The organism is Mucilaginibacter flavidus (assembly GCF_024055575.1).
Classification (GTDB): Bacteria; Bacteroidota; Bacteroidia; order Sphingobacteriales; family Sphingobacteriaceae; genus Mucilaginibacter; species Mucilaginibacter flavidus.
Genome location: NZ_JAMXOE010000026.1, coordinates 56,880 through 81,721 on the forward strand (window position 1 = coordinate 56,880; position 24,842 = coordinate 81,721).

General features: G+C 42.0%; 20 protein-coding genes. 14 read left to right on the forward strand and 6 right to left on the reverse strand.

Features of this window, described 5'->3' with window-relative positions; translation table 11 throughout:
* Positions 1-151 precede the first annotated feature (151 nt).
* Positions 152-520, forward strand: a complete 369-nt coding sequence (locus NAF19_RS25900) for a hypothetical protein (RefSeq protein ID WP_252793272.1) — start codon at positions 152-154, stop codon at positions 518-520.
* 143 nt (positions 521-663) lie between these two features.
* Here NAF19_RS25900 and NAF19_RS25905 read toward each other — a convergent pair whose 3' ends face one another.
* The 3 genes from NAF19_RS25905 to NAF19_RS25915 form a co-directional block, all read right to left on the reverse strand.
* Positions 664-1,455, reverse strand: coding sequence for a hypothetical protein (locus NAF19_RS25905; protein WP_252793273.1), 792 nt, complete (start codon positions 1,453-1,455; stop codon positions 664-666).
* Between the two features lie 214 nt (positions 1,456-1,669).
* Positions 1,670-3,403: a capsule assembly Wzi family protein gene (locus NAF19_RS25910; protein WP_252793274.1), complete on the reverse strand. Its 1,734-nt coding sequence runs from the start codon at positions 3,401-3,403 to the stop codon at positions 1,670-1,672.
* 519 nt (positions 3,404-3,922) lie between these two features.
* Positions 3,923-4,801: a polyphosphate kinase 2 family protein gene (locus NAF19_RS25915; protein WP_252793275.1), complete on the reverse strand. Its 879-nt coding sequence runs from the start codon at positions 4,799-4,801 to the stop codon at positions 3,923-3,925.
* A gap of 111 nt (positions 4,802-4,912) precedes the next feature.
* Here NAF19_RS25915 and NAF19_RS25920 point away from each other — a divergent pair, with 111 nt between their 5' ends.
* The 4 genes from NAF19_RS25920 to msrB all read left to right on the forward strand — a co-directional run bounded on the left by NAF19_RS25920 (position 4,913) and on the right by msrB (position 11,890).
* Positions 4,913-7,243, forward strand: coding sequence for a transglycosylase domain-containing protein (locus NAF19_RS25920; protein ID WP_252793276.1), 2,331 nt, complete (start codon positions 4,913-4,915; stop codon positions 7,241-7,243).
* A gap of 144 nt (positions 7,244-7,387) precedes the next feature.
* Positions 7,388-10,531 (forward strand): DPP IV N-terminal domain-containing protein, encoded by a 3,144-nt coding sequence (locus NAF19_RS25925; protein ID WP_252793277.1) that lies wholly within the window; start codon positions 7,388-7,390, stop codon positions 10,529-10,531.
* 162 nt (positions 10,532-10,693) lie between these two features.
* On the forward strand, positions 10,694-11,305 hold the full coding sequence (locus tag NAF19_RS25930; protein WP_252793278.1) for a fasciclin domain-containing protein: 612 nt from the start codon (positions 10,694-10,696) through the stop codon (positions 11,303-11,305).
* Between the two features lie 96 nt (positions 11,306-11,401).
* On the forward strand, positions 11,402-11,890 hold the full coding sequence (gene msrB, locus NAF19_RS25935; protein ID WP_252793279.1) for a peptide-methionine (R)-S-oxide reductase MsrB: 489 nt from the start codon (positions 11,402-11,404) through the stop codon (positions 11,888-11,890).
* Here the strand turns inward: msrB and NAF19_RS25940 are convergent.
* Complete coding sequence (locus NAF19_RS25940; protein WP_252793280.1) at positions 11,880-12,236, reverse strand: GIY-YIG nuclease family protein; 357 nt, start codon at positions 12,234-12,236, stop codon at positions 11,880-11,882. The two genes, msrB and NAF19_RS25940, sit on opposite strands and share 11 nt — an antisense overlap.
* A gap of 86 nt (positions 12,237-12,322) precedes the next feature.
* On the opposite strand from NAF19_RS25940, the gene NAF19_RS25945 reads away from it, so the two are divergent.
* The 6 genes from NAF19_RS25945 (at position 12,323) to NAF19_RS25970 (ending at position 16,956) form a co-directional block, all read left to right on the forward strand.
* A complete protein-coding gene (locus NAF19_RS25945; protein ID WP_252793297.1) occupies positions 12,323-13,102 on the forward strand; it encodes an XRE family transcriptional regulator in 780 nt (259 codons plus the stop codon).
* A 226-nt stretch (positions 13,103-13,328) separates the two neighbouring features.
* Positions 13,329-13,694, forward strand: coding sequence for a DUF4890 domain-containing protein (locus NAF19_RS25950; protein WP_252793281.1), 366 nt, complete (start codon positions 13,329-13,331; stop codon positions 13,692-13,694).
* Positions 13,695-13,774: 80 nt separating this feature from the next.
* Complete coding sequence (locus NAF19_RS25955) at positions 13,775-14,899, forward strand: aminotransferase class I/II-fold pyridoxal phosphate-dependent enzyme (RefSeq protein ID WP_252793282.1); 1,125 nt, start codon at positions 13,775-13,777, stop codon at positions 14,897-14,899.
* Positions 14,889-15,503 (forward strand): dethiobiotin synthase, encoded by a 615-nt coding sequence (gene bioD, locus NAF19_RS25960; RefSeq protein ID WP_252793283.1) that lies wholly within the window; start codon positions 14,889-14,891, stop codon positions 15,501-15,503. Before NAF19_RS25955 ends, bioD begins: the two co-directional genes overlap by 11 nt.
* A 134-nt stretch (positions 15,504-15,637) precedes the next feature.
* Entirely contained in the window at positions 15,638-16,528 is an 891-nt protein-coding gene (locus NAF19_RS25965) for a 3-hydroxyacyl-CoA dehydrogenase family protein (RefSeq protein ID WP_252793284.1), read from the forward strand.
* Positions 16,529-16,662: 134 nt separating this feature from the next.
* Complete coding sequence (locus NAF19_RS25970) at positions 16,663-16,956, forward strand: hypothetical protein (protein ID WP_252793285.1); 294 nt, start codon at positions 16,663-16,665, stop codon at positions 16,954-16,956.
* A 103-nt stretch (positions 16,957-17,059) separates the two neighbouring features.
* Here NAF19_RS25970 and argS read toward each other — a convergent pair whose 3' ends face one another.
* Positions 17,060-18,823, reverse strand: a complete 1,764-nt coding sequence (argS, locus tag NAF19_RS25975; RefSeq protein ID WP_252793286.1) for an arginine--tRNA ligase — start codon at positions 18,821-18,823, stop codon at positions 17,060-17,062.
* 173 nt (positions 18,824-18,996) lie between these two features.
* Between argS and NAF19_RS25980 the strand changes: the two genes are divergently transcribed.
* From NAF19_RS25980 to NAF19_RS25990, 3 genes are all read left to right on the forward strand, one after another.
* Entirely contained in the window at positions 18,997-20,442 is a 1,446-nt protein-coding gene (locus NAF19_RS25980; RefSeq protein WP_252793287.1) for an arginine deiminase family protein, read from the forward strand.
* Positions 20,443-20,518: 76 nt separating this feature from the next.
* Complete coding sequence (ctlX, locus tag NAF19_RS25985; RefSeq protein WP_252793288.1) at positions 20,519-21,442, forward strand: citrulline utilization hydrolase CtlX; 924 nt, start codon at positions 20,519-20,521, stop codon at positions 21,440-21,442.
* Between the two features lie 226 nt (positions 21,443-21,668).
* Positions 21,669-23,063, forward strand: a complete 1,395-nt coding sequence (locus NAF19_RS25990; protein WP_252793289.1) for an arginine decarboxylase — start codon at positions 21,669-21,671, stop codon at positions 23,061-23,063.
* Between the two features lie 197 nt (positions 23,064-23,260).
* Here NAF19_RS25990 and NAF19_RS25995 read toward each other — a convergent pair whose 3' ends face one another.
* A complete protein-coding gene (locus NAF19_RS25995) occupies positions 23,261-24,835 on the reverse strand; it encodes a tetratricopeptide repeat protein (protein WP_252793290.1) in 1,575 nt (524 codons plus the stop codon).
* Positions 24,836-24,842 lie beyond the last annotated feature (7 nt).

The following is a 24,842-nucleotide window of genomic DNA, read 5'->3' on the forward strand; positions in this document are numbered from 1 at the left end:
ACCAAACATTCGTTTAAAAGTTGGCCAGGGCCAAATTAGCGGATATATCTCCATTTTTTTAGCTGTGTTGGTATTACTGGGCATTTTATTCTTTCGGTATCCCGAGCGTTTAACCGCACCCTAATTCAGGGGAATTTATACTGCGCCGAGTATGCAAATACTGATGGCTGCCGGGATAATACTGTCTTTCTTTTTTGCGATGCTAAGCTTATTGCTTAGCAAAAAAATAAAGCTGGCGTTAATAGGTTGTGGTATTAGCGGCCTGGCTATATTGCTGGGCGCCTTAACTGTTAAAGGGCGCGGCGTTAGCGCGGCAAACTGGCATATCGGACGCGACTGGATGCTACTCGCCCTGCTTTTAATGACGGCTATTTTTATCCCGCTGGAGCTGTTTTTTCCAAGAAACAAATCACAGACAAAGTTCCATAAAGAGTGGCGTACCGATTTGATATACTTTGTTATCAGCCATTTATTTATACGTTTTTTTGGTATCGTCCACCTTCAAGTGTCCACATTATAACACTCTATTTTGTTAGCGTCAACGCTAATGAAACCTGTGCAATTGCTTCGCAAGCGTAGACGCTTACCAATTCTATATCTCCGAAAAAACAAGGCCCTCGCCGATTAACAACGAAGGCCTTGTTATATGAATATCTGCCGATTTTAGATAGGGGTCACTACACCTGTTATAAGGTCAACATCATATGCTTGTCCGTTTATTGTTATAATAGCTTTGTGGTTACCTTTATATTCAATGGTCCCTATATATTCCCATTTGCCAAAGGCGTTACGTCCTTTGGAGGTGAATGTCGCCGTACCGCTAATAACATCTAAATTATTCGCAACATCAATTACCAAATTATGCATGACATAATTTTGATGCTGGTATATCGAGTTGGCCAAAAAGGTAGTATCGACAAACGGCTGGTTACCATATTTAAAATCACCGAATGACCGCAAAGTCCCGTCTAAAGATACCTTTGAATATTGGGCATTTAAGGCTTGTACTTTATATGCCTGTACAACCGTGTAAATAAACGCATATTGCGGAGTTTTGCCTGCGTTAAGGATGTTCGTAAATACCTTATAGCCATCTGGTATTGTTGAGGAGCAGGTGAAAGTAAAAACAAACCTACCGCTTATTACAGACTTGGTACCACCCTGATTATAAGTATATTTAACAGTAGTATCAATGGTTAAGCCACAAAGGGAATTGGGGCTGTTTAAAATCTTTTTTGTTGATGAATTTAATATCTCCGGAGCTTTAATGCCGTCATTTAAACTTACCCCGCCATAGTTGCCCGCAACGGCTTTGGCAAAATCCACACCAACTAAGCCGGCGACATCTTTTGTTGATGCAGTTTTTATCGGAGCATCGCCCGACTTTTTACATGCGACGTAAAAAAATACCAGACTGAGCAATGCAGCCGCAACCACTTTGACGGTAACTTTCATGTTTGTGTTTTAATTAGTTCCTTCAATAATTTATCATTATAAAATTATAAAAAACAATGAGTGTTGTTAATTTTTTTTTAAAAAAAGTCTCCTATGTGCTTAATAATTATAATAATTTGTCAATAGGTAAATATTGGCTGTCTATTGGTTAAAGCATTGTACGTACCAGCCTTACCATAGTTTTAGGATCTATCATAGTAACGGTAAGCAAGGTTTAAAAACGATAGCTTATGCCGATATTCAGCTTTATATTATTGGCATCGAAATTATGCTGATTATAGTAAGAAAGGTCGGGGTCGGCTTTAAACTTCCATTCGTAATTCAACTCCCTTACATATAACAATGAGGCCGATAGCAAAATATTATCAAAATCCCAGTCTCCGCTTATACCGCCGCTATAGTCAACCCAATGCCTCCTGGTCTCGCCGGCGGCAAACGCCGCGTAATAAAGGTCGGCATTATGTTCATACCGCTGAAATTGCAGGCCTATACGTTTTATGCCGCTTATCCAATCTATGCTCAATGTCTGCAAACCGCTTCCCGGCCCGATACCTGCACCAATTACCTCGCCATAATTGGTATAGCCGGCTCTTACCTGCGAGTGCGCATACCAGTAGCCTGATTTTCGGTTTACAACATCATCTGAGGGCGTTGCCAGCTGGGTAGTTTCAAACCCCACTTGTATTTGTTCGTCTGGCCTGCCATCAAGCCCGAATATCTTCCGAAAACCCATGGTATAAGCCCTGGAGTGTTCTGGATCCAACAAAAAATCTCTTGCGTCCCAGTTATGGTCTTCCCGGCCGTACTCAAAATAAATCTCCGCGTTACCGCCGGTCCATAACCACCTCGCAAACACAGCGGCGAGCTGGTCACGCTTTGCCACATCTTCAGACACGATACCTGTGTTAGGATCATAGAAGCTATCTCTTAAAAGAGAAGTAAAGAAAGGTAAATAATCACCAAATTTATGCCCCATATCATTATGATATACCTGAAATACCCTCTCAGCTCCCAAAAACAAGCCAGGCACCCATTTAGGATGATATGTAAAAACGAAACCTGAAAGGTAGCGCCAATCATTTGGTTTGGGCTTATATAAAGCGACCATATTTCCGGGCTGCCCCGGTACCTGCGGCGAATAACCCGATGGATTTAGTTTACCGGCTATTACCTGGGTTTCAAATGAACCTATCGGCGTTTTTACCGGCCTGGTAGTATTCAGCGTAAGATGGGCAAAACCTCTTGCCGTATTACTCATCAATAATGAATTCTGTACACCCGGTCCCCACCATAAATTTTCTGTCGACAGACCAAAAGAAAGCGGGTCGAAGGTGATGCGGATGCTGCTTTGTCCGGGTAATAATTTTGTATAGGCAGAAGTACCGAACCTTTCAGGAGCATCTATCTGATTATAAAGTCCATACCAGGCTTTCCAGGCGGTGCTCCCATTTGCTGCTTGCTTAAAACCATCAAAAGCTTTGTTTTGTGCAAAAAGAAATTCCGGACTGAATTGAATACTAAAAAAGCTATATTTAGCATACACACCGGCGCTAAAAAGCGTTTGATAGCCGGCGGCAGGTATAAGTGAGCCATCGTTCCAGCCATAAGGATTGTGCGTATTATATTGATTTACCCACGTTACCGGTAAGATTTTAACCAAGCCCTTTCCATCGCCGGTTTCGTAAATACCCTTTTTGACCAAGCCTCGTTCGGCAAAACTTTTATCCGGGTCAAAACCATCGTCTAACCTAAATGCGGCGCCCGGGTATAGCGGGCGAATGGTAAACGAAATGCTCGAATCAAGCTTTCCTAAAAGCTGTTGCCTACGGTACATATCCTCAATTACCGGCGTTCCGACCGGTACGGTCTGCCCGTACAAGCTGCCACAAAACAGGAATAATATTCCTTTTAAAAGGCTTTTTAAAAAATCAGTGAAAGATTGGGGCATCAATAGTAAAATTAGTTCATGTATTTTATCAATCAATTTTCAAGCGAAGAAGTGCACCGGCCTGCAATAGCTATTATTCAATAGTTTATCGTAACCAATATAGTCAATATTTATGCCCAAGCGGACGTTTCACAGTAACTTATAGCTATGGCGATAAAGAAAATTAAATAATAAGAAAGTTTTGTAGCGGTAAAGGCAATTTAATTTCTGTATGCTAAAGAAAAACACAGTTGTTTTATCCAAATGTGAATAAAGCGGGGAATATTTTCCCATCCAATTAAATGTCTGCGTTGGTTTTCCCGCTATCGTCAAAAAAAATCAGCCCGTTACCCCGGCCAGTTCAAGTGTCCACGCAATCTTTGTAAGCCGGCGTGGACGCCTGGCTTGGCAATTTCAATTGGCATGCCGGGCGCATGACCAAAAACAGCGAAGCATCGTGTCTATCACCCTAATCAAAAATCGGTGTAAGCATTCTTTCCAAATTGTTAGAATCCAACCTAATCAATTTTTTAAATCAGTTTAATCTCCGGTTAATTGCGCTTTCGCTGCCTCCAACTTATCCATCTCCTCTTTCGCCAATACCGGGAATTTCAAATCCAACTCTTTCAATGTCTCCAAAATAATTGTTGATATCACCAGCCTGGTAAACCATTTTTTATCAGCAGGCACCACGTACCACGGCGATTTTTCTGTAGCCGTTTCCTTTATCGCATGTTCATAGGCTTGCATATAATCATCCCAATACTTCCGCTCTTCAACATCAGCCGCCGAGAATTTCCAGTTTTTCTTCGGGTTGTCAATACGTTTTAAAAACCGCTCCTTTTGTTCATCTTTTGACACGTTAAGAAAGAATTTGATAATCACCGTACCGTTATCTGTTAGATGTTGCTCAAAATTGCGGATACTCTCATACCTGTGTTCCCAAAAGGCTTTTTTTATTTGTTTTACATCGGTTACGGCAGGTAAATGTTCCTTTAGCAATAATTCGGGGTGCACTTTGGTAACCAGCACATTTTCGTAATGCGAGCGGTTATGAATGCCAATCCTGCCGCGCTGGGGCAAGGCTTTGTAATGCCGCCATAAAAAGTCATGCTCATAATCTTCAGTCGACGGCTGTTTAAAACTATAGACCTCGCAGCCCTGCGGGTTTAAACCCGACATGGAATGCTCAATCGCGCTGTCCTTGCCTGCCGCGTCCATCGCCTGGAAAATAATCAACAGCGACTGCCTGTTGGCCGCATAAAGTTTTATCTGCTGCACCGTTATTTCTTCAACCAACGTTTCCAATGCTGTTTTTGCATCTTCTTTTTTAAAACCGTCGGAATAAGCGGGGTCAAACTCATTAAGTGAAAATTTTTTGCCCGCAGTTATTTTAAATTTATTAATTATGCCACTCATAGTATTAAATTGGTAAATGCAAGTTAACTTAAAATTTACCTTTAAAACTTACGTTGTTATTATTTGTTAAAACGGCTATGATATAGGCCCATATTTTTACATCTTTACCACATGTTCAGGCGAATTAAAAACCGGTTTCTGCGATATTTCTTAATATTCATCTATTTCGTTATCATATTTTTCTGTTCAATAGAACTAAATTTCCTATGGCTATTTGGCTATTCTCCTGATATGCACGACATTAAAAACCCAAGCATGTCGCTGGCGTCTGAAGTTTATTATGCCGATGGGACGCTGATAGGCCGTTATTATAAAGAAAACCGTTCGCCGGTTGAGTTCAAACAAATATCTCCCAATATTATAAACGGCCTTATTGCTACCGAGGACGTGAGGTTTTACCACCATAACGGCGTTGATTTCTTTTCGTTTTTTACGAGCATGCTTTCAACAGCAAAAGGCGAGCGGCGCGGCGGCAGTACCATAACCCAGCAGCTGGCAAAAAACCTGTTCGAAACCCGTAAAAAGAAATCGCAGGGTTTTATAAGACATATACCAGTTATCCGCACAGTTGTATACAAATGCAAAGAATGGCTCACCGCTTTTAAAATCGAACATGTTTACAGCAAGCAGGAAATTCTGACGATGTATTTAAATACGGTTCCGTTTGGCAATAATACATATGGTGTAAAAACGGCATCTTTAAAGCTATTTAATAAAACACCTGATGCCGTTACACCTGCCGAAGCGGCTACCATGGTTGGAATGTTAAAAGCAACATCAACCTATAACCCGATAAACAATCCAAAGCACTCGCTGGAGCGCAGGAATATTGTTTTGGGCCAGATGCTTAAATACGATTATATTAAAAGAGCGCAATACGATACCAGTGTCGATAAGCCAATTAAGCTTGATTTAACCTATGTGGCAAATGAAGGTCAGGGCGACTCATACCTTCGCCAGGCCGTTGAACGCTGGTTAAAAAAATGGCTAAAGGAAAACGACTACGACCTTTACAACGATGGATTAAAGATATACACAACTATCGACCCTCGCCTGCAACAATATGCTGAGGAGGCGGTTGCCGAAAAAATGAAAATGCTGCAAAAGCGTTTTTACACCCTTTGGGGCAACAAAAACCCATGGCAGGATCTGGACGGAAACGAGATAAAGGATTTTGTATTGAAAAACGAGCAGCGTTTACCCATCTATACCAAGCTGCAAAAAAAATACGGTAGTAATACCACGCTAATCAACCAATATTTCGAACGCCCAAAACACATGAAAGTGTTTACATGGCATGGTGAAAGTGATACAACCTTTTCAACCATCGACTCAATAAAGTACTATGCAAAGCTGTTAAATACCGGCATGATGTCGTTAGAGCCTACTACGGGCAAAATAAAAGTTTGGGTTGGCGGTATCAACTACAAATACTTTAATTACGACCATGTAAACCAGTCACGCAGGCAGGCAGGCTCAACGTTTAAGCCCTTCGCTTACTTAACCGCGTTGGATAACGGTTTTACCCCCTGCGATAAATTTACCGACAAACCTGTATCAATAAAATATACCGATGAGGGCCGCGACCAGGTTTGGGAACCCAACAACGCCGATTTTCATTTCTCGTACCAGGAAATGTCATTACGCTGGGCCATGGGTAAGTCGGTTAATTCCATTACTGCACAGTTAACCGAGAAAGTTGGCTGGAACAAGATTGTTGATTATGCGCATAAAGTTGGTATCGAAAGCCCTTTAAGAGCAATACCTTCAGTATCATTAGGTTCAAATGATGTTTCTGTGTTTGAAATGGTGAGAGCCTATGGCACCTTTCTTAACAAGGGCAAAAAGGTTGATCCAATATTGGTTACCAAAATAACTGAGCAGGATGGTACAGTTTTAAAAGAATTTGAGTTGAAGGAAGAGCAGGTTATCAGCGAGGAAACGGCCTGGCTGATGTTATACATGTTCCGTGGCGGCATGGAGGAACCGGGTGGTACCTCGCAGGCGTTATGGGAATACACCGGCTTATGGAAAAAGAGCAGCAACCAAATTGGCGGCAAAACCGGCACTTCATCAAAATATGTTGATGGCTGGTACATGGGTATCACCAAGGATTTGGTAACCGGCGTTTGGGTTGGCGACGATGATCGTACAGTACACTTCACCAGTTCAGAAACTGGCGAAGGTTCGCATACTGCACTGCCAATATTTGCCCGCTTTATGGAAAAGGTTTATGCTGACCCAAAATCGGGTTATACGCCGGGGCCATTCCCGAAACCATGGAGCAAGATCACTAAAAAATATGATTGTCCGTCGCCGGTTCCGGCTGTAGATTCAATAGCGACAGACAGCTTGTACAAGCCACATTTGGATAGCTTAAAAGCCATACCCGATCCAACGGCTGCCCCAGAGAATCAGCAGCCAAAAGCAACGGACAGGTAATTTGGACCGTAGTTCATAGTTGATGGTTCATAGTTCATGGTAGCTGCAATGTTACCGCGTCGTAAAATCTTTTCGACTATGAACTAGGAACTATGAACCATCAACTTTTTACTTAATTTTAGCGCTTATTCTATTTATCGCCACATGAATAAACATCTCCCATCATTAAAAAAATACGCCATTATATTTCTGTGCCTGTTAGGATCGCTTTTATTGAGTTTTAGTGCAGATGCACAGTACTTCGGGCAAAATAAGGTCAGGTATAAAAATTTAAAGTTCCAGGTGTACAAAACCCCTCACTTTGAGATTTATTATTACCTGAAAAACGACAGCATGCTGAAACGTTTTGCACAGGAAAGCGAACTTTGGTACACGCTGCACCAGCAAATTTTCAGGGATACATTTAAACGTGTTAACCCAATTATATTATATGCCGACCATCCCGATTTTCAGCAAACAACCGCGCTGGATGGTGAAATTGACGTGGGTACCGGCGGTGTTACCGAAGGCCTAAAGAATCGTATAGTAATGCCGGTAATGGAAAGCAACCAGATGACGCGCCACGTTATCGGCCACGAGCTGGTACATGCTTTTCAATACCATGCGCTGCAAACGGGTGATTCTACAAACTTTGAGAATATCGGCAATATCCCATTATGGATGGTTGAAGGGATGGCGGAGTACTTGTCGCTTGGCAAGAAAGATGCTTACACGGCCATGTGGATGCGTGATGCCTATTTAAACCATGATATCCCAACCGTACGCGATCTTACCGAAACCAATAAGTATTTTCCATACCGTTACGGCGAGGCCTTTTATTCGTTTATCGGCTCCACTTATGGCGATACGGTAATTGTGCCGTTCTTTAAAAATGTGGCACGCTTTGGTTTGGGTTACGGTATAAGGCGGACTTTCGGGTACGATGATAAAACACTGTCGAGCCTTTGGAAAAATGCGGTAGAAACAACCTATAAACCCTATTTGAAGGACACCGTACAAAAACCCGTAGGAACCAGGATAATCGATGAGCACAATTCGGGCAAAATGAACCTTGCACCCGCGGTGAGCCCCGACGGCAGATACGTTGCTTTCCTTTCAGAGAAAAGCTTGTTTTCGGTCGATTTATTTTTGGCGGATGCTAAAACCGGGCGTGTAATCCGAAAGATAACGGGTAAGGTATCAAACACTCATATTGATGAATACAACTTTATCGAGTCGGCCGGCGCGTGGTCGCCCGATAGTAAAAAGTTTGCATTCAGTGTTTTTAATAAAGGCATAAACCGTATGCTGGTGGTTGATGTAGCCTCAGGTAACATTGTTGATGATGTTGCAATGGGTAAAGCTGAGCAGTTTAGTAACCTTTCATGGTCGCCGGATAGCAAGAATGTCGTTTTCCAGGGATTGGCCGAGGGGCAGGGCGATTTGTACCTGTATAATTTCGATACCAAACAGGTTAAGCAACTAACCAACGATAAATACACCGATTACCAGCCGGCCTTCTCGCGCGATGGTAAAAAAATCGTCTTCTCGACCGACCGCAAGACTTATGATAAATCTTTGTCTTACGCGATAACATTCAGCCTTGCTGAATTGGACATTGCCAGTGGAAAGATAACTGATATTGATGTATTTAGCGGTGAGAACAATTTGAATCCACAATATTCGTCCGACGGGTCGCAAATCTATTTCCTTTCAAACCACCAGGGATTCCGTAACATGTTCCGCTACACCCCTGCCACCGGCAAAGTTGAACAAATGACCAACCTGTTTACCGGTGTTAGCGGTATCACAGAATACTCGCCTGCCCTTAGTGTTTCGGCAAATAACGACATTGTATACTCATACTACAGCAAGCAAAAATATGCCATTTACAACGCCAAAGCATCGGACTTCACGGCACAAAATGTGGATGGCGCTGCCGGCGATTTCGGCGCGGGCATACTTCCGCCGGCACGTTCTGTAGGAGTCGATTTGATAAACTCAAATTTGAATAACTACCTGGCATACCCTAAGTTGCCATTCGACTCGGTTAAAACCATTCCTTACAAGCCTAAATTCAAACTCGACTACCTGGCCAGCAGCGGCGTAGGTGCATCAGTAAGCCAGTACGGCGCGGGTTTATCAAGCGGCGTGCAGGGCGTATTTAGTGATATATTGGGGCGTAACCAAATTTATGCAGGGCTCGCAGTAAACGGCGAGGTTTATGATTTTGGCGGGCAGTTCACCTATATCAATCAAACCGGCAGGTGGAACATTGGGGGAAGCGTGTCGCATATTCCATTCCAGACAGCTAATTACAGCGTTGTACCGTCGACATATAAAATTAGTAATGGTTCCACCATCCCGACGGAAGAAGAACGATATGACATTATCCGAATCTTCCAGGACCAGGCATCATTGTTTACCTCTTACCCCATTACCAAAAAAACACGCGTTGAATTTGGAACAGGGTATGCACATTACTATTACCGGGTTGACAGGTATACCACCATATATGATACGCTTGGCAATTTCATCGATAACAATAAAAGTCATATATCAAACTCAGCTTATAACGCCGATCCTAATAACAATGGCATCAATTTAACGCCATTTAGCATATTCAATGTAAATACAGCACTAGTTGGCGACAACTCATTCTTTGGTGTAGCGTCGCCGCTTAGTGGTTACCGCTACCGTTTACAGGCTGAATATGATTTTGGCACCTATAAATTTTTTGCACCAACTATCGACTTGCGCGAATACTGGCGCGTGGCCCCCGTTACTTTTGCCGCCCGTTTATACGGATACGGTCGCTTTGGACAAACCGGCAATTTATACCAGCTATATGTTGGTTACCCTTTCCTGATACGCGGATACGAGGCGCAAACCTTTTATAATGCTAACGGTAAAAAGCAAACAAACGGCTTTACTATCGACCAATTATCAGGCAATCGTATAGCAGTGGCCAATTTTGAAGTGAGGCTTCCATTTACAGGTCCTGAAAAACTATCACAATTTAAATCGAAAGTTTTATTTACCGAGTTGAACGCATTTTTTGATGCCGGCCTGGCCTGGAACTCGGGCAACCAGATAAAATTCGGCTCAAGTCCGGACGCAATCGGGACCGATGCCAGCGGTAATACGGTTTATAATACAAACCAGCGGGTTCCGGCCTTAAGCGCTGGTATTTCACTAAGGGTAAATATATTTGGGTATTTTGTATTAGAGCCATACCTGGCGGTACCATTTAACCGTACAGACGTTAGCAAGCCGGTATTTGGCCTTGGCTTTACACCAGGATGGTAGCGAATAGAGCCAGGAATCAAGAGTCAAGAACCAAGACTGAAAGTTATCTTCTTTCTGTTGATTTTTGACTCTTGGTTCTTAATTCGCATCATTTCCCAATTCATGACGCAATCCTGATTCTAGCGTCTTGATTTTTGAAGCTTTTCTTCTACCTTTGCGGCCATGAGAAATTGGTTTTTTATTTTATTGTTCGTTCTCAGCGCGCATTCGGTGTTTGCTCAAAGTGCTCCGAAAAACGAGCCTGCGGTTATCGACTCAATAAAGGCAAAGTGGGGTAAGGTGAAAAATGTGAACGGTGTTGCAATGATTTCATCAAACAATATAATTGAAAACATCACTCTCTCGAAAGAATACAGCACCCTGGTAACTGCAATTGAAGATGCCGGCCTTACTGAAACATTTAAAAGTAAGGGGCCAATTACCTTTTTTGCACCAACCAACCAGGCTTTTGAAAAACTCCCTGCTGGCGAACTGGACACTTTGTTAAAGCCAAATCACAAACTTGACTTAAATTACCTGATTACCAGCCATGCTATTGTTGGCAAAGTCACCGTAAAAGATATTCAACATAAAATAAATTCGAACAACGGCGAGGCAACATTCAGGACCATAGCAGGAACCACTTTAATCGCCAGGATTGATTCAAACCGAAATATTGTTTTAATAGATGATAATGGCGGGCAAAGTATAATCAGCAAATTTGATATCCAGCAAAGCAATGGGATGCTGCATATTGTGAATGCAGTTTTGGTACCTAAAACCAAAAATATATAAACAGACTCGCTACTGACAAACCTGCTGTTAAAATATTACGTAGTTTAGTTTGTAAGGATATTAAACTTAATCCGACTAAATTAAAAATATAATAGCATGAAGAAATCAATTGTAACGCTTATTATTCTGAGCGTTTTTACATCATTTGGCTGCCAAATGAGCAGCGGGCAAATCAAAAAGTACGACCCAAAACGTAAAATGAGCAAAACTCCGGTGGAGTGGAAAAAAGTGCTTACTCCAAATGCATACCATATAATGGTTGAAAGCGGCACTGAACCCCCATACCAAAATGCTTACCATGAAAACCATGAAAAAGGCGTTTATGTAAGCGCAGCAACAGGCGAGGTTTTATTCTCATCGGAAGATAAATTTGACAGCGGCACCGGCTGGCCAAGCTTTGTAAGACCTGTTGATCCTAAAAAAATTGAAATTGTTACCGACAACAGTGATGGCATGACACGTGACGAAGTTATTGAGCGCAGCACCGGCTTGCACCTGGGCCACGTTTTTGATGACGGACCAACCAATCGCGGCGGAATGCGGTATTGCATGAACTCGGGCGCTTTAAAATTTATTAAAAAGTAACAGCCTGCCTGTTCGAGCTGATTGATGGGCGAAGCTGCGGCCTAACCCTCACACCACTCTCATAGTTTAACCCAATGGTCAGATCTACCCAATCAGGGTTAACAGGTCTGATCATTTTTTCTTTTTGGGGCCTTGTATAAGTGCTAACTGTTTTAAAGCGCTCCATCGCCTGCTCCTCGGTATTTATCTCTTCAAAATAAACCAAACGGTTAAGCTGTTTGCTGTTGTCAAAAAATAAAGTAGGCATCTGGCGATAAAATTCCAAAGTTTTCAACAGGTCTGAACATAGGCCTACATGCAAGTTATTGCGGTTTCTGTCGGTAATGATATAGATGAAGCGTTTCATATTGATAAATAAAATTTGCTGGTTAAAAAATAATTACTAATTTTATGAGCATAAAAATACTAATTATTTTAGCAAATCCAAATTTTATGTCAAATATTCCTTCAAATATTAGATTTCTTCGCAAAAAGAAAGGCCTTACACAGCAGCAATTCGCTGATGAATTAGGCATAAAACGTTCGCTGGTAGGCGCTTACGAAGAGGAAAGAGCTGATCCGAAATATGATCTGCTAAAAAAAATAGCATTGTTCTTTGACGTATCGATTGATGATTTTATTAACGATGAAATTGACGAAAAGTGGGTACCAAAGGCAAAAGGCAACCCGGCCAATCTGCGTATTTTAACAATTTCTGTTGATAAAGACGACAATGAGAACATTGAACTGGTGCCAACCAAAGCGGCGGCCGGGTATTTAAATGGCTATGCCGATCGCGAATATGTTGCCGCGCTGCCAAAATTCTACCTGCCAATGCCTGCTTTTAAACAAGGTACTTATCGCGCTTTTGAAATCAAAGGCGATTCGATGCTCCCGCTGGAATCGGGCTCTATTATCATAGGCGAATACGTAGAGAACTGGAGCGACGTAAAACAGACTGAAACATACGTGGTAGTTTCAAAAACTGAAGGCGTAGTATATAAACGCATCGGCAATAAATTTAAAGACAATAAAAAGCTGAAACTGGTATCTGATAACCCTGTTTACGAACCCTATGAAATTGGTGGCGAAGACATATTGGAACTCTGGAAAGCAAAGGCCTACATATCAACACACCTGCCCGCGCCGGCACCACAGCCAACCCTGGAAAGCTTGACCGGGATGATGGCACAAATGCAAAGGTCAATATCGAACCTGCAGGGGAATAACTAACCGACATAATTGAAAGTTGAAATATTGTAATCTTATTGATACAATATTTCAACTTTTTTATTTGAGCGATGTTCAACCGCTTTTACCAGGTCGAAAAGGAACATTTCAACCTTAAAACCTTTCAACTTTCACAACTCTTCGATACCGCAACAATTAAGTTACATGGTAACAATTAAACCTTATTGCAGTTATCTTTATCTATAGATTAAATAAAAACTGAAAAACAATGAGAAAAATCATGTTAGTATGCTGCTTCCTTTTAGGACTTACAGCAATTTGCCGTGCACAAGGTGGCGGCCAGAGGATGAGCCCGGAAGACAGGGCAAAACAATTGCAGACAACACTTAAGCTTACTGATGATCAAACTGGCAAAATAACTGCTATTTTAAAAGTTCAGGCCACAAAAATGGATAGCGTAAGAACCGCAGCAAACGGCGATAGAACCGCTATGCGGACTGCAATGGGCCCAATAAGGACCGCTGCAAATGATCAGATTAAAGCCCTCTTAACCCCAGATCAGGCTACTGCATATCAAAAAATGCTTGATGAACAACGCGCCCGCATGCAACAAGGCGGTGGTGGCGGTAATTAATCGCCCGCTTTAAGTTTTTTTAAATGAAAGCGCCCTGTTAACCGGGGCGCTTTCTTAATTTTGGCACAAATTTTAATTGCTTGGCATCACCCAAAGAATTCATCGACAAAAAATTGCAGCAAAGGCAGTTTGACGGTAACTACCGTACATTAAAAGCTGAAAACGGCCTTATTGATTTTTGCTCAAATGATTACCTGGGGTTTGCCCGCTCGCCAGCGCTAAGAAAGCTGATTGATGAAGAGATCAATAGCTTCGCCAATACAAAAAATGGGGCGACAGGTTCAAGGTTATTGTCAGGTAACTCAATGTATACCGAAGAAACCGAGCAATACATTGCCAGCCTGCATGGGTCCGAATCTGCATTGATATTCAATTCCGGGTACGATGCTAACCTGGGTTTATTCTCTTCGCTGCCCCAACGGGGCGATACAATTATTTTAGACGAACTTGCTCATGCCTCGATAATTGACGGCGCCCGCCTGAGTTTTGCCAACAGGTACACCTTTAAACATAATGATTTAACAAGCCTTGAAGATAAATTAAAGCTGGCTAAATGCATTTGTTATGTTGCGATTGAGAGTGTTTACTCAATGGATGGTGACACCCCTCCTATCACAGAAATTGCGCGACTTGTTGAAAAATACGACGCCAATTTGATTGTTGATGAAGCGCATGCAGTTGGATTATACGGCTTTGGTTTAATTGACAAGGACTTACAGGGAAAAGTTTTTGCGAGAGTGATAACATTTGGCAAAGCCTTGGGCTGCCATGGCGCTGCAGTGTTGGGGAGCAATTTACTGTGGCAATATTTGATAAACTTTGCCCGGTCGTTTATTTATACCACTGCTTTGCCGCCGCATGCAGTAGCGTCTGTTAAAACAGCCTACCAATATCTGCGGAAATCAGGCAATGAAATTGAAAAGCTAAAAAGCAACATCCAGCTATTTAAACAATCCGTAGTTAATAACGGATACAGGTTAATAAACAGCGAAAGCGCGATTCAATGCTTGCTTTTAAACAGCAATGAACAGGCTAAAGCAGTAGCAGCTACATTACAAAATACAGGATTAGATGTTCGCCCCATTTTAAGCCCAACGGTGCCGACAGGGAGCGAAAGGATAAGAATATGCCTTCATTCGTTTAATACCGAACAAGAAATAACATTATTAACTGATACCATAAACAGATTTACAGATGCCGAATAGTTCAATATTTATAACGGGGATAGGAACAGGGATAGGCAAAACCATCGTGTCGGCAGCTTTGGTTGAAAAACTAAAAGCGGACTATTGGAAACCTGTCCAATCGGGCGATTTGGATGATACCGACACCGATAAAGTAAGAAATTTAATAACCAACAAAACGTCGGTTTTTCACCCGGAGACGTACGCGTTAACTCAACCATTTTCGCCGCACAAATCTGCTGCTATAGATGGTATAAGCATCGATAAAAACAAATTCAGCATCCCGGAGACTAATAGCAGGCTGATAATTGAAGGCGCCGGAGGTTTAATGGTACCGCTGAATACGAACTTTTTAATAATCGACCTTATTAACCAACTGGGCACCGAAGTAATATTGGTTTCGCGCAATTATTTAGGGAGCATTAACCATACACTGCTATCGGTAGATGCTTTAAAACAACGTAACATCCCGATAAAAGGCATCATTTTCAACGGAATAAAGGACATCTATTCAAAAGAATATATTCTTGACTATACGGGCCTTGAATCCCTTGGCCATATCCCTGACTATCCGTTAATTGATAGGAATGCAATTTTGGATGCGGGTAGTTACATTGAACTATAATTGTTGAAATGTTGTAAAGTTGAAAGGTTGAAAAGTTTTATAAATTTGCTTTGTTTTTTGACTATTGCAGGAGAGTATTAATTCGTGCAAGTGTTAAATCAACTTTACAACATTTCAACCTTCAAACAACATCAATGACCAATATTACAGTAATAGGCTCAGGGACAATGGGCAACGGCATAGCGCACACTTTTGCACAGCATGGTTTTAAGGTTAACCTGGTTGATGTTAACCCTGATGCGCTTGCACGGGCCATACAAACCATAACTGGTAATCTCGACCGCCAAGTAAAAAAAGGCACTATTGATGAGCAATTAAAATCATCGACCCTCAACAATATTATCACCCTAACCGACCTTAAAACCGCAGCAGCCAATGCCGATTTGGTAATTGAAGCAGCCACCGAGAACCGTGAAATAAAGCTAAACCTGTTTAAACAACTAAGTGATTTTTGTAAGGAAAGCGCAATACTGGCATCAAACACATCATCAATATCCATCACGCAAATTGCATCGGTAACTAAAAATCCGGCCAATGTAATAGGCATGCACTTTATGAACCCGGTACCTGTTATGAAACTGGTGGAAGTGATACGTGGTTATGCTACCACCGATGAGGTAACAGGTACTATTATGGCGTTATCTCGTAAATTAAATAAGGTACCAGTTGAAGTAAACGACTATCCTGGCTTTGTGGCTAACCGCATTTTAATGCCGATGATAAATGAGGCCATTTACACTTTATATGAAGGCGTAGCCGGTGTTGATGAAATTGATACTGTTATGAAATTAGGCATGGCCCACCCCATGGGTCCGCTGCAACTGGCCGATTTTATTGGTTTGGATGTTTGCCTGGCGATATTAAACGTATTGTACAACGGCTTCGGCAATCAAAAATATGCCCCTTGTCCGCTGTTGGTTAATATGGTAACTGCAGGCCACACCGGGGTTAAATCAGGAAGCGGATTTTATAAATATACTGCCGGGAGTAAAGAATTGGTTGTGGCGGATAAATTCTTAAAATAATGAACGTTAAAACCATGCTATTTTTAACCTAATCGCTAACCTCCAGCCTCTGATCTCTAACTTCAAATAAACCTTTTTATTTCCCAATTGTCTTATTAGTATCTACTTATTGTTTAATAATTAATAAGATACCAATGAAAACAATATCGAAAATAGGTATAATGACGGCTTTAGCGGGGTCATTATTCCTTTCGGCCTGCGAAGGAAGTTACTATGTGGCTGATCAGCCGGTCGAACCTGTTTATGAAAGGCCCATTGCTCCTTACGCAGGCGCCGTGTGGATTGACGGCGACTGGGGTTATAGCGGCGGCAGATACGTATATCACCGCGGATACTGGTCGGGGCCAAGGAGTGGCCGTGCGTATGCACGTGGATCGTGGGAACATACTTCCCGCGGCTACAGGTGGCACAGAGGTGGTTGGCGGTAAGCCCCCCGGCCCCCTAAAGGGGGAGTAAAAGCAAAGCGGCTGTTGGATTTTCCGACAGCCGCTTTGCTTTTCAAAAGTCCCCCTTCAGCAGAGGCCAGGGGCTCTACATTCTCTCCGGTACCTCAATCCCCAGCAATTTCATCGCTTTATTTATCACTTTGCCAGATGCTGCTGAAAGTTGCAGCCTGAATTGCTTCAAAACCTCATCCTCGAGAGATAAAATTGGGCATTGGTGGTAAAATTTATTATAGTTTTTTGCCAGTTCGTACACATAGTTAGCTACTATTGCCGGGCTATACCCTTCGGCGGCGGTTTGAATAATGCCGGGGAACTGGGTTAAAGCTAAAATCAACTCCCGCTCTTCGACAGCCAACTGATTAATGGAGATATTATTCCCGGTAATTTTTGCTTTTCTCAACAGTGATTTTATCCGTGCGTGGGTATACTGAATAAAAGGCCCGGTATGTCCCTCAAGTTGTACCGATTCGTTCGGGTCGAATAAAAGCCGCTTTTTGGGATCCACCTTAAGCAAAAAGTATTTAAGTGCCCCCATTCCTATCGTATGGAACAGGTTCGCTTTCTCGTCCTCGCCAAAGTCATCAATTTTACCTCTTTTCTCGGCTTCGTCCTTCGCTTTTTGCTCGATCTCTTCCATCAAATCATCGGCATCCACAACAGTTCCTTCGCGCGACTTCATCTTACCGGACGGCAGATCAACCATTCCGTACGATAAATGATAAAGACCGGCAGCGCCATCCTTACCCAACTTGTTAAGTATGGTAAATAATACTTTAAAATGGTAATCCTGCTCGTTGCCCACCACATAGATCGACTTATCCATGTGATAGTCGTTGTACTTCAATTGTGCGGTACCCATATCCTGGGTCATGTAAACCGAAGTACCGTCAGAACGCAAAACCAATTTCTCATCGAGGCCTTCGGCAGTAAGGTCAATCCAAACGGAGCCATCATCTTTTTTAAAGAACACGCCTTTCGCCAGCCCTTCATCTACAATATCTTTTCCTAACAGGTATGTATCCGATTCGTAATAGAATTTATCAAAGCTTACGCCTAATTTTTTATAGGTATCGGCAAAACCGGTGTACACCCAGTTGTTCATGGTTTTCCAAAGGGTGATGACGGCTTCATTGCCGGCTTCCCATTGTTGCAGCATTTCCTGGGCTTCTTTAATCAGCGGGGCATTCTTTTTCGCATCGTCTTCGGTTTGACCTGCTGCCTTTAGCTCTTCTATTTGCTTTTTATATTCCTTGTCGAATATTACATAATATTTCCCCACCAAATGGTCGCCTTTCATACCCGTTGATTCCGGCGTTTCGCCCTCACCAAACTTTTGCCATGCCAGCATCGATTTGCAGATGTGTATACCCCGGTCGTTAACCAAATTGGTTTTTACAACTTCATAACCTGCGGCTGCTAAAATTTCAGATACCGAAAAACCCAACAGGTTATTGCGCACATGCCCCAAATGCAATGGTTTGTTGGTATTGGGCGACGAATACTCAACCATCACCTTTTTGCCATTAGGTACGGCAACTGCAAAATTATCCGGTAAAATCTCGGTGTACAGTTGTTTTATCCAGTAACTATCGGCCAATGATATATTCAAAAAACCTTTAACCACGTTAAAACCGGTAACATCGACAAGTTCATCCTGTAGAAATGTGCCTATATCAGCCCCGGTTTGTTCGGGCGATTTTTTGGAGAATTTTGTAAAAGGAAAAGTAACAACGGTAACCTGCCCTTCAAACTCTTTACGGGTTTCCTGCAGGTTTATATCAGCAGCGGCAATATCTGTATTATATAAATGCTTAACAGCTTTAACAGTAGCTTCAAGAATAAAATTCATAGGGCAAAAGTACGAATTAAGTCGGAACCGGGATTAAACGGATTTGATTGATTTTTCAGATTGATGCAAAATTCGTGAACTTTTTGGGTGCTCGGCGGCAGCCCACATTCAATAACTAACCACTAATCTCTGCTCTCTAATCACTATATTTGTTCCTCTTCTACAAACCATTTATGACACTTAGCAATAGCGAATTTAAATTAGATGTAACATCCGAAATTGGGAACCTGCGCGCATTATTAATCCATAGCCCTGATAATGGCTTAGGCAAAGTTGTACCCTCAAAAGCACAAGACTGGCTTTTTGAGGACATAGTACACCTTGATACCATGCGCAAAAATGAATACGACTACTATGTAAAGCTGTTGATGTACTTTTTGGATCCAGCCAAAATAAAAGGCAAGCTTGCACAAATTGATTCAGAAGAAAACAACCGTTCGTTTTACAAGCCTGATGACAAGGATTTCCATGCATCAAATAAAGTAATTGAGATACAAACCTTGCTGGAAGACATTTTGCAGGAAGGCGATATCCGCAAAAAATTAGTTGCTTCGGTGTGTGCCATAGAGGGCTGTAATTATCAACTACAAACTCAATTGATTGCCACCGAACCATCTGAACTGGCTAAAATCATCATATCAGGTTCGTTAAATAAAGACGAAATGATATTTGCACCTATCCCTAACCTGATATTCAGCAGGGACATTGGTGTAGCCGTTAACAATTACATGTTGTTAAACAAACCTGCAAAAAAAGCCCGTGCCCGCGAGACTTTGCTGGCGCGATATATATTTTTCAATCATCCGCTGTTTGCTGCTTACCGCAATAATATTTTAGAGATACCCGAAACCGTTCAGCACTTTTTGCGCCCCGGCGAGGACAACGAGCAAAAAACAACGCTGGAGGGCGGAGATGTAATGATGGTTAGCCCGGAGCATTTGCTGATCGGCTGCAGTGAGCGTACGTCGGCAAGCGGTGCCAGCGAGGCCATAAAGTTGCTGTTTAAAAATGATGTTGTAAAAAAGGTAACTATTGTAAAAATTCCGCACAAACGGGATTATATGCACATCGATACCATATTTACCCAGGTAAAACGCAATATGTGGGTACTGCTGCGCTCTCTGTCGATAACTGAAAGCCAGGCCGAAATGGAGGAGCCGATAGCGTGGTTTACGGATAAAAAATCAAAGGATAAGGTGGAGATTGTGCAGTTCAGGAAGGACAAAAAGCCAAAAACTTTTAATACCATTGAAGATTTGCTGGCCAACATCAGCGAAAAAGATCTGAAAAGCCCGGAGAAGACGCAGTTTATTTATTCAGGTGGCGATATTTTCCCCTACAACTCGCGTGAACAATGGACAGACTCATGCAACCTGCTGGCGCTAAAAGAAGGCGTGGTGTTAGGGTACGACCGTAACGATAAAACTGTTGAAGCTTTTAAAGAAAAAGGCTTCGCCATAATAAAAGTTGCCGACCTGTTAAAACAATTTGAAAGCGGTGATCTTAACCCGGAAACGATGACCGACACACTGATATTAATGCCATCTGCAGAGCTTTCAAGGGCGCGGGGTGGTTTCCATTGTATGAGTATGCCATTGCAGCGTGATGCTATTGTCTGAACCGGAATTAAGCGGATTAACGGATTTTTCAGATTGGAATCCGTAATTACCAATGTACTGTTGAACCAATGAACTAATGAACACTCAATCGACTTCACACATATTAATGATACGCCCGGTGAATTTCGGGTTTAATGAAGAAACTGCCGGCAGCAACGCCTTTCAGAACCGCAATGCAGCTAAGGACGGTGTTAACGAAAAAGCGCAGCAGGAATTCGACCGCATGGTAAATACTCTGTGCAGCAACGGCGTTGATGTAACAGTTATTGATGATACTCATGAACCCTATACGCCCGATTCCATCTTCCCCAACAATTGGGTATCATTCCACGCAGATGGCGGCGTATTTTTATACCCCATGCAGGCCGAAAACCGCCGGCTGGAGCGTCGCGAAGACATCATTGCCAAGCTGGAAGATAATTTTGCAGTAAAGCATATTATCGATTTAAGCCGCTTTGAAGTTCAGGGCAAGTTTTTAGAAGGCACCGGCAGCATGGTGCTCGACAGGGAAAACAAAATTGCGTATGCCTGTCTGTCTCCACGTACAGACCGGGACGTGCTTAACCTGTTTTGCGAACAAGCTGGCTATACAGCAGTCTGCTTTGATGCTGTTGATGAAAAGGGCCAGGCTATTTACCATACAAATGTTTTGATGTGTGTTGGAAGCCAATTCGCGGTTATTTGTTTGGATAGCATTCCAAATCCGCACGAAAAGATTATGGTTAAAGAATCTCTCTTATCAGCCAAAAAAGAAATAATTGATATTTCTTTTACGCAGATGAACCAGTTTGCCGGCAATATGCTGGAGGTGAGAAATGCCGGGGGCGAGAATCTGATTGTAATGAGCAAAAATGCTTTTAATGCTATGGATTATGAACAGAAAGTCACGCTTGAAAAATATGGCAAGTTGGTTTATTCAGACATCAATACCATTGAAACCAATGGCGGCGGCAGCGCGAGGTGTATGATGGCCGAGGTACATTTGCCGGTTAGTCGATAGTCCATAGGCCTTGGGGAAGTATTTTTATTATAATGCTGTCTCAGCTTATTTAAAACGGGCCAATTACCACAAACACTTATGATCAAATCTTATAACGCTACAAGGAATTTATTAACCCATTTTTAACAAAAATTTAATCAATTAAATTACATTCCCACTATAAAATTTATCTTAACAATTAGCACATTATTGCGTTTAAAATATACATTTGCCAAAATTTTATTAAATGCAGAGTTACGAGGAATTTCTTGACCTGAGTGTAGGTTTCCCGCAGGACGGTTTTGAGATAATTGAGGATGAACTTTATTTTCACGACCTCAATTTAATGGAGATGATTGAAACGTACGGCACGCCCCTGCGCTTCACTTATTTACCTATAATTTCTAAAAAAATACAGCAGGCCAAGCTGTTATTTCAGCAGGCCATCGTTAAAAACAACTATCGCGGTACCTACAAATATTGCTATTGCACCAAAAGTTCGCACTTTAAGCATATTGTTGAAGAAGCCCTGAAGAATGAGATCCACCTGGAAACATCGTCGGCTTTTGATATGCCGATGATTGATGCGCTGGAGAAAAAGGGGGCTGTCAGCAAGGATGTTACTGTAATATGCAACGGGTTTAAAACCTTCCAATACAAAACCTATATTATTGATATGCTGCATGATGGCTTCACAAACATCATCCCGGTATTGGATAATAAGGAAGAGTTTAACCTGTATGATGACGAGATTGAAATGGACAGTCCATGCAACCTCGGCATACGTATAGCGGCAGAGGAGCAACCTGATTCGCAGTTCTATACTTCGCGTTTAGGTGTGCGCATGGAGGATATTATCGATTTTTATCATAATAAAATAGAGGGCAATCCTAACTTCAGAGTTAAATTGCTGCATTTTTTCATCAACTCGGGTATATCGGATACGCCATACTATTGGAACGAATTGGAGAAATACGTTACGCTGTATTGCAAGTTTAAAAAGATAAATCCGCATTTAGATACGCTTGACATTGGTGGTGGCATGCCTTTTAAAGATTCGCTGGTATTTGATTTCGATTATGAATACATGATAAACGAAATTGTAAGCCGGATTAAAGAAATTTGCGCAGATAATGACACCGAAGAGCCGGATATCATTACCGAGTTCGGTAAATATACCGTTGCCGAAGCATCAGGCATTTTATATAAAGTGCTGGGCCGCAAGCAGCAAAACGACCGCGAACGCTGGTTAATGCTGGATGGCTCGTTCATTACTAACTTACCGGATGTTTGGGCTTTGAACCAGAAATACATCCTGCTGCCGGTTAACAACTGGGATAGCGAATACGAACGTGTAAACCTTGGTGGCATAACCTGCGACGGTCAGGATTACTACAACCAGGAAGCCCACATGAACAGCGTATTTATGCCTAAGACCCGCAAGGTGCAATACCTGGGCTTTTTTAATACCGGCGCTTACCAGGAAGTATTGAGCGGCTATGGAGGCATCCACCATTGCCTGTTGCCTTCGCCAAAGCATGTCATCATCCGCCGCAACCGCGATGAGACATTCAACTTCGAGGTGTTTGGCGAAGAGCAAAACAGTAAGCAGGTGTTGAAAATTTTAGGTTATACTACTTGATAGTTATTAGTTAACTAGAGGTTAAAGATTAGAAAAAATAGAGGCGCATATATTGCGCCTTTTTTGTGATGTTTGAATTATGAAACAAATTCCTCTAACCGGTAATAGTACAATGGTGACGCAGCTACGCAAAATATTAAAACAACAGAGATACAGCCATACCCAAATTAAGGCGCAGGGTTTCTGGTACTGATAGCTTAGCTGGCTTTTAAAGCTTTGTAAGCTTTAGCTTCATTAACCGGGGTTACTTCTTCAATGGGTGTTTCAGGGGAGAATTTTGGTGAGGAAACTGTCGCTTCAGGAAAATGGTCGTCCAACTTTGCCGAGATGCTTTTGATTGCCTTATCCATACTGGTGGCCGAACAAAAAAGATGATCTTCAAACAATTCGTATTCTTTCTGCCTGTCGTCACTGGTTTTTATAACGTCGATGATCCCCATAATGTTAGACAGGTGTTTACGTACCTCGTGCGAGTTGATAAACGCCAATTCTTCTTTTTGAGCGGTAAATAAAAGTTTTTCATAGTGACGTTTCTGTTTTGCGCTACGATAAAACATGGCGATAAGAATGATAATAAAAATAGCTCCAAGTACTGCAAACATCAGCCATATTCGCTCGCGCTTATAGCTTTCATCTTTTTGTATGTACGAACCCTCAATTTCATCAATCATTATTTGTGACGAAATATTACCCACTTGTGTAAGCCGGTTCACTACATCTTCTGCTTGTTCAAGCGATAATTTTAAGTTATAGGCCGCGGTTTTATGGTCGTTTTTTGCTTCGGCAATTTGCCCCAGCACTTTGTAAAGGTGATATTTAATTTCTGGATGATTTATTTCAAGCGGCTGCGCCAGCAATTCGTTAATTATGGTAATTGCTGAGTCGGGCTGCCCACCGTTAAAATAGGCATCAGCCAGGTTCTGTTGATCCTGATCGATATATTGATAAAGGTTATCTTTTTGAAGTTTCTTGATAAGGTTGATAGCGCTTTTAAAATCGTACTGTAGTATAGCCAGATAATATTCGGTACGCTTTTGATAAGTATGTAACTTGTAAATATTGCCTTTTATTCCCAAAAGCTTGTCATGATAAACTTTTAGCGAATCGGGTTTATTCATCCTGAAAAAATTCTCAGCTTTATTATAATAAATAACCTTATTAACATTCACATCGTCTGAGCCGTATTTTTTATTTAAGAGTTCGGCCTGGTTTAGGTAGAATAACGATTGGCTGTAAAAATTATTCTTGTAGTAAACGTCGCTCATATTAACGTCTATTTGCACCTGAAGATGGGGGTCATTAATCTTCAGCGTTTCTTTTTTTGACAGCCCATAACTCGTAACCGCATCAATGGCATTTCCTTCTTCTGTTTGAATGAAAGCCAGGTGGCTTAAAAAGGAGTACACCAGGTAATGATCGTGGTTGTAGCCTGCAAATTTTATGGCTTTTACCATCGCAGCTTCTGCATCGTCCATATGCACGAGCCTGCGCTGGTACATACTTTCGGCAAAGTATTCAAAAGCAACGGCATTTTCCACATGTAATTGGGACAGCGTGTTATTCAGTTCTTTCTTAGTGGCAAGCAATCCGAACTCTGGCGATAACCGCAGGCTATTTGTAATATAGCCAACAATTTTTTTTTCGCGCTCAACCCCATTTTCGATTTTAAGAATGGTCTTAAGGGAATTTACATCAATAAGCGGAGCCGCAGCACTTACTTTTAAAGTGATGCAGGCAAATATGACACATACGTATAATAGTCTCTTTAACATTCCGCCG